General features: G+C 30.0%; 7 protein-coding genes. 1 reads left to right on the forward strand and 6 read right to left on the reverse strand.

All coding sequences use genetic code 11. The features are described 5' to 3' along the window. From ACT8VG_RS04220 to ACT8VG_RS04235, 4 genes are all read right to left on the reverse strand, one after another. A partial coding sequence (locus tag ACT8VG_RS04220; protein WP_444195265.1) for an Abi family protein occupies window positions 1-885 on the reverse strand: 885 nt, incomplete at its 3' end. Between the two features lie 25 nt (window positions 886-910). Beyond that, window positions 911-1,333 (reverse strand): AAA family ATPase, encoded by a 423-nt coding sequence (locus tag ACT8VG_RS04225; RefSeq protein ID WP_444195266.1) that lies wholly within the window; start codon window positions 1,331-1,333, stop codon window positions 911-913. An 87-nt stretch (window positions 1,334-1,420) separates the two neighbouring features. After that, complete coding sequence (locus tag ACT8VG_RS04230; protein ID WP_187011785.1) at window positions 1,421-2,761, reverse strand: glycoside hydrolase family 1 protein; 1,341 nt, start codon at window positions 2,759-2,761, stop codon at window positions 1,421-1,423. 200 nt (window positions 2,762-2,961) lie between these two features. Then, a complete protein-coding gene (locus ACT8VG_RS04235) occupies window positions 2,962-3,234 on the reverse strand; it encodes a hypothetical protein (protein WP_187011784.1) in 273 nt (90 codons plus the stop codon). Between the two features lie 314 nt (window positions 3,235-3,548). Between ACT8VG_RS04235 and ACT8VG_RS04240 the strand changes: the two genes are divergently transcribed. Then, window positions 3,549-4,766, forward strand: a complete 1,218-nt coding sequence (locus tag ACT8VG_RS04240; RefSeq protein WP_187011783.1) for an ATP-binding protein — start codon at window positions 3,549-3,551, stop codon at window positions 4,764-4,766. Between the two features lie 36 nt (window positions 4,767-4,802). Here the strand turns inward: ACT8VG_RS04240 and ACT8VG_RS04245 are convergent, their stop codons facing one another. Next, a complete protein-coding gene (locus tag ACT8VG_RS04245) occupies window positions 4,803-6,860 on the reverse strand; it encodes a hypothetical protein (RefSeq protein ID WP_444195267.1) in 2,058 nt (685 codons plus the stop codon). Further along, window positions 6,853-9,128 (reverse strand): hypothetical protein (locus ACT8VG_RS04250; RefSeq protein WP_444195268.1); only part of this gene is annotated, 2,276 nt, incomplete at its 5' end. The genes ACT8VG_RS04245 and ACT8VG_RS04250, both read right to left, overlap by 8 nt.

Here is a 9,128-nt window from a genome sequence, read left to right on the forward strand (position 1 = left end):
ATCACTACTGAAATATTCTTTATTTTTAATCAATCTTCCCTCTATAAAATCTTTAAGTTCAGCAAATATCTTCTTCTTGAATACTTGACTTGTACATATTTCATCAAACAAGAATAAACTTGCCACAAAATCATGAATAACAGGATTAGTCATCTTTTTCTTTCTGTTCTTTTTTGTGATAGATGGAACCGATGCTAATAATGAAATAAGACTTTTATTAACTATAATGGCCTTTTTCTTTTTATCATATAAATGTGTATATGCATAAGGTTTTCTTAAAGTATTCAACAAACAGTTATTATGCGCCGATGCATTCCTAATAAATTTCAGGGACCATATAAGATCACTGACAATCGCATTACCCTGTTCTGGATATAATGAATAATAAAATTCATATAACCTAATAAAGTCACTAAATGATATAACTTCAATCAAATTCCAAGCAGCCCAATTATTCTCATATTTATGAATCAAATCTGCACATGCTGAATTATATTTCTTTTGATTGATATGGTCTAGCATAAAAGGATATTTAGAAAACAGTTCTCGTACAACATGATAGCCATCTTCTTTTTCATTCTTGGTAAGATCATCAATTAATTTAACCTTTAAGAAATGTTCTGTATGCAATGATATTCTAATAATCAATTCTCTTAAGTACATATCTAGCTTAGATAATTCCACTAGATATGCAAATTCAAGATTAATATATTGATTCTTTGACACGTTGTATTCAAATGATTTCTCATAAGATTTTAACTTAAAATAGTACGTATTATTTTGTAGATACTCTCGTGCTTCCTCTTTACTCATAATATTGAATTGAACGTTCTTGTCTTCGAGATTTTTCAATTGCTCATCTATAGAGTATTTAGATTTCAACACTATTACCCTCCTCATACTTTTTCAGTTATTTATTCATACTCTTCTTCAACTTCATATAAGCCTCATAAGATGGTGTAGTTCCTTGAAGATATCCACTCTCATAAGCTTCACTCTTCTTAATATCGCTTCTTTTCAAAATAGTACAAAGATTTTCTACAGTAATACCATTACTATTTCTGGTAATAAATATGCTATCATTACGATCATATTCGTCCATAAGTTCTGGATAATGAGTAGAAAAGAATAAAACACCACCTTTCTTATTTAACTGACTATCCTTAAAGAAACGCATAAGAGTACTTACTATTTCCTTATTGAAATGATTTTCTATTTCATCAATCAACAAATAACCTCCTTCTCTCAATATTTCTCTTGCCATTGTGAAAGTAACTATTCCTTTAATTGTTTCTGAAGACAAGTAACGTTCTATCTCTACTATATTATTCAATAAGAATTTCTTGTTTTTCTCTGAATTTTAAGTGAATAATTGATTTTTAACTTATTTTCCGATTTAAAAAAGGAGGATTACTCCTCCTTACAATACTTCCCCATTACTACTTATTACATTCTTATACCATTCAAATGACTTCTTCTTAATTCTTCTCATATCCTTTAAGTCATCATTATCTCTATTTACATAGACAAAACCATATCTCTTCTTCATCTGTGCACGACTACTTAAGATATCAATAGGACCCCAAGACAAGTATCCTCTACAATCTACACCTTCTTCTACAGCCTTTTTCATCTCTTCAATATGTTTTCTCATATAATCAATACGATAATCATCATTTATAACACCATCTACTAACTGATCATCATATCCATAACCATTCTCTACAATATAGATAGGCATTTCATATCTATCATAGAGCTGTCTTAAAGTAATACGTAAACCAATAGGATCTATTGTCCAACCAAATTCAGACATTTCTAAATAAGGGTTCTTCTTGATGACTACATCTTCTACATTAGTCAAACTATCTTCACCATAATGACTAATAGTAGACATATAATAGCTTATCGCAAGAGCATCTGTCTTACCCTTCTTAAGTATTTCAAAGTCTCCTTCTTCTATAACTGGCATAGTCCCTTCTTGTTTCATATTTGCTAGGAAATAGCTGTTGTAATGTCCTCTCGCAAAGATATCTAGGAATACAAATGCTTCACTTTGGGCTTTCATAGATTCCAATGTATCTAATGGGTGACATGTTTCAGGATAGCTTTGTACAATAGTGGCCATACCTAAAACATAGCCTCCTTTTTGATGAATGTATTCGTTAATCAAACTATGCGCTATTAATGTATGATGCATAATTTGATGATCTAGAGTAATAGGGTTTTCTCCTTCTAAACAAACAGCCCCAAAGAACATCTTTGGTCCTTTCTGTAGTATTCCATTCTGTTCATTGAAGATAATCCAGTATTTTACTTTATGACAATAACGATCTACAATCTTCTTGCATAATTCTACAAATAGATCTACTACCTTTCTACTCGCAAAACCATTGTATTTCTCATATAAGAATACAGGCATTTCAAAGTGATAGAGTGTAGGAATAGGTTCTATCCCTCTCTTTATTAGTTCATCAATAAATTCATCATAGAAAGCAAAACCTTCTTCATTATATGTATTCTCATCACTCATAAGTCTAGACCAGTCTAAAGAGAAACGGTATGCATTAAAGCCTAACTCTTTATATAAGTCAAAGTCTTCTTTGTATCTATGATAAGCATCAATACCATTTTTAAAATCTGAAAACTTACCAGTGACTGTTAAGTCACATACTGCAGGAACTTTTCCTCCTTCAGTATATCCACCTTCACTCTGATGAGCAGTGACAGCACCACCCCATAAGAAATCTTTTCTTAACATTTTTATTTACTCCTTTATGTATATTCTTATTTAATTCTATTAAGGATATACTTGAATTTCAAGGAAGTAACACTTAAAAAGAAATAGTATATATTATTCTAACGCTCATTTAATACGTTTTAACGCTCATTATTATATTAATTTTTTGGCTTAGTTATGCGGTTTTTAACTTTCTAACGCTCATTTAACACTCACGAGTGTTAGAATAGAATATCATCATCCGTTGAATCTGGTATTTCAATTTCTAGAGTCTCTTCTCGAATTCTATAATATTCATCAACAACAGAATCAATAGATTCCCTATCTTCTGCTCTTTCATAACATTTTATAAGTTTAGCCAGTAAATCAAATGTCGTAATATCATCAACACCATATTCTCTTAAACTCGCTTCATAATTTCTTTTGGCATATTCCGATGCTTTATCATATTGTTTTCTTTCACAATATGTATCGCAAATAAATTCCGCTATCATAATACTGGTAAAATCAGCATCACCAAATATTTCTTTACATTCATTATAATCTTATATAAGTTCTTCTAATGTTTTCTTTTCTTTCATTGGTGTATCTCCTTATTCTTTTTTATTTTCTCTTATTGGTTTCATTATGTAAATAAGAATCAAACATAAGGTGTTCTCAAATTTGAACACCACTGTTATTTCAAGAATTAGTGTTCTCAATTTTGAACACCACTGTAATTTTACGTATTAGTGTTCTCAAATTTGAACATAAAATTGAATCAACCAAGATAGTATGATATAATTTATTCAGAAATGAGGTGACCATAATGATTGAAAGAAAAGAATATCTAAATCAACTACTATCCTGGAAAGATCAAAATATTATAAAAGTCCTGACTGGTATTAGACGTTGCGGAAAAAGTACAATCTTAAAACTATATCAAGAATATTTATTAGAAAACGGTATTGATCAATCGCAAATTATCTCTATCAACTTTGAAGAACTCGAATACGAAGAGTTACAAGATTATAAAAAGCTCTACCAATATATCAAAGATAGACTGGCAAAAAATAAAATGATGTATATTTTTCTCGATGAAATACAAAACGTCCCTTCTTATGAAAAAGTTGTAGATAGCCTTCATGTAAAAGAAAATATAGATATCTATATCACAGGATCAAATTCATATATTTTTTCTGGTCAGCTAGCCACTTATTTAAGTGGTCGATACATAGAAATCCCCGTTCTTCCTTTGTCTTTTAAAGAAATTTATAGTCCTCAATCAAATAAAGAAGAGGCATTTCAGAAGTATATGAAAACAGGCGGTTTTCCTTATATTAATCAAATACAATTGGATAATGAACAGATTAATATGTATCTAGAAGGAATATATAATACCGTGATTGTAAAAGATATTGAAGAGAGAATTAATAGAAAAAACAATGGAAGTGATTCGAAGAATGTAACTGATGTTGCACTACTAAAAGCTATATCTAAATACTTATCAAGTGTTGTTGGAAGCCCTGTTTCCATACGTAGTATTACTAATTATTTTAAATCAAACGAAAGAAAAACTTCACCTAATACAATCAGCAATTATATTGAAGCATTGTGTGAGTCATATCTTTATTATCCTGTTGAAGTGATGGATATATCAGGCAAGGAAGTATTAAAATCAAACAAGAAGTATTATATTGTAGATTCAGGAATTCGCAATTATATTCTTCCAAAGCAATCTTATGATTTAGGATTCACAATTGAAAATATTGTATATCTAGAACTTCTAAGAAGAAGATATATTGTAAATATTGGACGAAGTGGGCATACAGAGGTTGATTTTATTGCGAAAAGAAATGATGTCTATACTTATATACAGGTTACTGCATCACTTGTGGATGAGAATACTTTTAACAGAGAGATTCGTCCTCTAAAACTAATCGAAGACAATTATGAGAAAATAATCCTTACTTTAGATAGATATACACTTGGAAATTATGATGGTATTAAGGTAATTAATATCATAGATTGGTTATTAGAAGAATAGGCTGCAGCGATTAGATTCGCTACAGCCTATTTTTTGCTATTTGAATTCTTCTATATACTTTCTCAAGAATGGAACTACTGTATATCCTCTATTTCTAATAAAGTCCACTGCTAATTGATCAAAGAGAAAATTCTTAAATACTTCATCAAAATCTCCTTCTAACATCATAATTTTTCGAATATGACAAGAATTGATGAGAGTAAACTTCATGGAATCCTTCTTACCAACATAATAGTATAGTTTCTTAGGCTCTTCTTCATCCTTCAAAATATAAATATGTTGGAATACATTGACTACATCACTCTTTAGACATGGATTCAAAACCATTCTAAAGTTGTTTCTACAATGCCCTACAAACTCTTTTCCTAAAGAAGTTGCTAAATTAATAAGTGGTGCATCACCTGCTTTAGTTGCTTTTCTAACTATTTCTTGGTATTGATAAGTATCTTTATTCAAACTTTTTAATACACCCTCTACTTCTTCTTTATACTTTGGTTGTGATTGCATAAAAGATTCCAATAAACGAACTAAATCACCCTTCGAGATTTCTTTTTCCTTCTTATAAGCGTCTAGTCTAAAGTAAAGTTCATCCAAGTCTGGCATAACCTTCATTAAACTGTCACTAATCAAAGCTTGATAGCCTTGAGTAGAAATCAACATTTCTGGTGTATAGACTGCATCGGTATTATTCTTAAAAATAGAATCATAGCTTTGATATACGTCCAATGAATCATCCTCAACCTTATAGAATTCCATGCTGCCATCAGGAAATACTGTCAATACCAAGTATATCCTTTCTTTCTTCCTAGTCTCCTTATTATAGACTAAATCCTGCATTACATATTCTACTGTTTTATCCCATTCCCATATATATGTAGACAAGCACTTATTTGCAACATCCATCTTTACTATAAGCTCAGTCAAAATCTTATCAACTACATTTTCATTAATATCAATTTCACTACTCTTGGTAATACAGTTTTCATAAGTAAAATGCTGAGTATTCAAATCGTTTGTATGTTGATCAGGTAAATTTTCTTTCTTATAGTAATCTTGATCATGAATCAAAACTACATTAAACAGTTTATCTTGACTAAAACTTACATTTTCAATACCCCTCTCTCTTAATTTAGAAACCATCATTGCAACCATCTTTTTTGATAATACATCTTCAACACGATCAATGACATTGATTCCTAAATCATTAAATAGTTTTTCTCTATGTTCTATAGAAATAGTATTTGAATATTTCTTTAAGATATCATCGTATTTCAGTTCTAAAGGAGTGAATTGAACATAATCCTTGAGTTTATTATCAACATCTTTAAAGAATTGATACAACATTCCTTTCTTTGAATTTTCAAAAGCTTGTAAGTCTTTTATATCCAAATCCAGTGCAATGTATTTATTCTTTCTTCCATATATCCCCCTTAACACATAACATTGATCATCACTTCTGTATGAATCAACCTCGCGAAATATATAACCTTCTCCAGACTTGTAATATCGAGGTAGTTTTCGAATCTTTTTTAATACTTTTTCATTATTCGCATAACACTTCAACAATTTAGATAATAGATTATAGGATTCCCCATTGATATTCACAACGCATTCTTGTTTACTTGAATCTAAATCACTGATAGTCACACTATATGCTGTTATAACATCTTCTTTAAAAGAATTCTGATTAAAATAGAAGCATCTACCTAAGGTATTATTAAACTTCTCGGATAGGTCTATATTTGGAAACGTATTGATAAGTAATTGACATAAATCACCTGAACTCATACTTGTATGATTACTTAAATCTATTTCTTCCACAAATACTCCTTGGCCAAAGCTATTTATATGTGATTGAAACTCTTCTAAACGCACAGTTCCTTTTTCAACTAGAATATATGCAATTCCACCTGATTTATAAATTACAGATATAACTGGAGAGAATTTATCTCCAATCTTATCCATACTTGATTTTCTTACAGTACGTTCTTTCTCGTCATCTCCTTTGTGTTCTTGATAAACCTTATAAACATCATAATCACGAATAATATTGTTGTAGTGAAGATCTAATTTCACTTTGTTTGTCTTAATCATTTTTACAGTCCTCCAAACACATTCTTATTTTATTGATTGCTTCAGGATTAGCATGAAATCCATCGTTTTCTAATAAAGCTGGAATTTCAATAATTCTATTAGATTCTATGATTTTATCCATTTCATTCTCATCAAAAATATTAATTACAATAGCCTTTTTTCCATCTACTTCATCTAGCTTATTTAGAATCTTATTAGTGATTGTGTTTGCACCATAAGATGAATATCTCCAATGTTTGAAATCGATATAAACCTTCCCACGTTTAAAATCAAAACGATCAAATTCTTCTATACTAAGTTCCTCTAAATCAATACCTAACTCCTTCTTAATTACAAAACGACCCACAAATTCACCAAGTCTTCCTTTATAAATATTTTGATAAAGTACTGGTGAGAGTATATAATCGTTTTCTTCAAAGCTAGTTGCATAACCATGTTTAATAAATTCTTCTCTTAAACCAGGATAATTCAACATTTTAGAAAGACGCGCATTTTCTTCACTTACTTCATGCAGATTACTGGCTAACCAATCCTGCTTATTTTTATTATTTTGAATTCGTGATATTACTTCTTCCTTTGTCTGATTGAAGAAAACATCTGTATATTCAAAATCATACATCCCCATGAAATAGTATTTATTAAGAGGCGCTTCTGAATGAATATAGTATTCTCTCACAATATCATTATCCAAGTTAGAACTTGTAGGACATTGAAGACATGTTTCACCTAATTCCTTATAGAGTTCTATTTGTTTCTCTGTCCAATCTCCTGATAAGAACTCATAGATATGAAACTTACCAACACTAGAAATACGACTCGCTTCATTCTCCACATAATCATATGTAGGAACACTTTCTTGTCTTTCTTTTGCATATTCAGCAAGTTTCATTGTTTCTGGAGAAAGAATTTCATTCTCTAATATTGTCGTATCAAAATTATCCACAATATCTCTTGTCACTAAGATATAAATCATCTTGTTCTTATTAAATGATCGAGACAAACGTCCTATAGCCTGAATGATTTGTTTTGTCTTAAATAAACGAATACTTCGACATCCTCTAAGTTCTTGTGTAGAACCTCTAAGCTTTGGTTCCTTTAATTTCTGATAAGCTGCCCCAATACATTTATTGAGTGTATGATGAGTGATTTCATTATTCTCATATAGATTTTCTAATTCAATGAGGAAATGAAGTAGGTTTTCTTCTTCAAATCCAGATTCTGTATCCATCAGATTTGTGACCACATTAGTGATATCACCTAAATACATTCCATCAAAATCCTTTTTCTTATTTCTTCCATCTTCTTCATTTGCGAAATCAGTGAGATTTATTGTATCTAATCCATCTGGTAACTCATATGCCATATTTTGTCCAGCACCAATAGTTGCATATGCAGAAATCACAAAGATTTTTTCTCCTTTAGATAAACGCTCCAATATACTCTTCTTATCTTCATCAAAAGATAAACCACTCTTTAATACTTCAACACTTACATTATTCTTATTAAAGCTACATTCTTTGTTAACTATACCAAACAAATCATCAAGTACACTTTTTCTAAACTGACCTTGGTCTTTTGGTAAGGCATTATTTAAACATAAGAACGATTTAATATCAGTATGTAGAATAAAGTATCTATAAGCTTGTGACATTCTTAAATATCTTTGTATCTGATATTTATCCTTAATTCCCTCCTTAATAAATACTTTTGCTGCTTTTGATTGAATCTTAGGGTCTTCAAATACCAATTGAATCATATCTTTTGCACTTGTATCAGTACAATTGATTACTTCTGCAATCTTTACTTTGATTTCTCCAGAATCATATTTTAGATTTAATAAAGAATATGTCTCTGCTATTCTTTGACGATCCTCTTCTTCAAGAACATGAAAGTCATCCCCTAAATTCTCTTTTAGGTATCTTAATGAATAATTAGACAAAACTGAATCAATATTACATGTAGCACTCAACCCAATAACAGTTGCCTTTTTCGCAAGCATCATCAATACATACTCAGCACTCTTATACAAATTAATATAACTGAAAGATGTATTAAAGCTATTATCTTTACTGTTAGTGAATTCAAAAGAACGAATACCACGGTTGTAATAACCATTTGTTTTCTTGAAACGATTATCTGTTTTATCCACCTTTATAGCCGGCTGAATATTGATATCATTATCAAAATATAATATGTCAGACTTAGCTAACTTAAACGTATTATAAATAGAATGAATCGCTTCTTCATCTGTAATATAGTCTTCTTCAT

It is taken from the genome of Catenibacterium sp., from assembly GCF_052354645.1.
Classification (GTDB): domain Bacteria; phylum Bacillota_I; class Bacilli_A; order Erysipelotrichales; family Coprobacillaceae; genus Catenibacterium; species Catenibacterium mitsuoka_A.

What these genes read in the sequence shown, in the direction of transcription:
- ACT8VG_RS04245 (WP_444195267.1), bottom strand. Translation starts at nt 6,860, where the DNA reads ATGATTAAGACAAACAAAGTGAAATTAGATCTTCACTACAACAATATT.
- ACT8VG_RS04240 (WP_187011783.1), top strand. Translation starts at nt 3,549, where the DNA reads ATGATTGAAAGAAAAGAATATCTAAATCAACTACTATCCTGGAAAGAT.
- ACT8VG_RS04235 (WP_187011784.1), bottom strand. Translation starts at nt 3,234, where the DNA reads ATGATAGCGGAATTTATTTGCGATACATATTGTGAAAGAAAACAATAT.
- ACT8VG_RS04230 (WP_187011785.1), bottom strand. Translation starts at nt 2,761, where the DNA reads ATGTTAAGAAAAGATTTCTTATGGGGTGGTGCTGTCACTGCTCATCAG.